We start from the raw sequence: 1,130 nt of genomic DNA, 5'->3' as shown, positions 1-1,130 counted from the left end.
TGTCCTGAGTCGGTAGTTCGCTTGCGGTTATAGGGTGGGGCGATGCCTGGTCCGAAGCCGTTGCCGCTGGAGTTGTCCGATCGCGAACGCCGGGTGTTGCGGGGCTGGTTGCGCAAGCAGACCGCTTCGCAGGCGCTCGTGCTGCGGTCGAGGATCGTGCTGGCGTGTGCGGAAGGTCTGCCGAACGCGCGTGTCGCGGACGACGTGGGTGTCTCGCGGGAGACGGTGCGCAAGTGGCGGTCCCGGTTCGCCGCGGACCGGCTGGAGGGCCTGGTGGACCGGCCACGCTCGGGGGCGCCGCGGAGGATCACGGACGAGCAGGTCGAAGCCTTGGTCGCCAGGACGCTTGGCCAGGCGCCGCCGACCGGTGATTCGCACTGGTCGACGCGTTCGATGGCCGAGGCGGAGGGCATGTCGCAGTCGGCCGTCTCGCGGATCTGGCGGGCGTTCGGTCTCAAGCCCCACATCGTGGAAACCTGGAAGCTGTCGACCGACCCGCAGTTCGTGACCAAAGTCCGCGACGTGGTGGGTATCTACCTGTCCCCGCCGGAGAACGCCCTGGTCCTGGCGGTGGACGAGAAGTCGCAGATACAGGCACTGGACCGAACCCAACCGGTGCTGCCGATGGCGCCGACCACGCCGGCGAAGATGACGCACGACTACGTTCGGCACGGCACAACCAGCCTCTTCGCCGCCCTGGACATCGCCTCAGGCTCGGTCATCGCCCAGCACTACCGCCGACACCGCCACCAGGAGTTCCTCCGCTTCCTGAAGGTCATCGACGCGGCTGTCCCCCAGCACCTCGAACTCCACCTGGTCCTGGACAACTACGCCACCCACAAGACCGAGCCGGTCAAGAAGTGGCTGCTGCGTCACCCCCGCTTCCACCTGCACTTCACCCCCACCTCGGCGTCGTGGCTCAACCTCGTCGAGCGCTGGTTCGCCGAGCTGACCTCCCGCAAACTCCGCCGCTCGGCCCACCGCAGCGTCGTCGAACTCGAAAGGGACATCCGCAGCTGGATCAACGAGTGGAACAAGAACCCCAAGCCGTTCATCTGGACGAAGACCGCCGACGACATCCTCGACACCCTCGCCGCATACTGCACACGAATTAACGACTCAGGACACTA

General features: G+C 66.5%; 1 protein-coding gene. It reads left to right on the top strand.

Annotation, left to right across the window (positions count from 1 at the left end; all coding sequences use genetic code 11):
• Positions 1–42: 42 nt before the first annotated feature.
• Positions 43–1,130: IS630 family transposase (locus LCE31_RS39770; protein ID WP_164291490.1), on the top strand; the 1,088-nt coding region annotated here is incomplete at its 3' end.

Origin of the sequence: Streptomyces sp. 8L, assembly GCF_020176795.1 — a bacterium.
Classification (GTDB): Bacteria; Actinomycetota; Actinomycetes; order Streptomycetales; family Streptomycetaceae; genus Streptomyces.
This window is presented reverse-complemented; position numbering and strand designations above follow the sequence as displayed.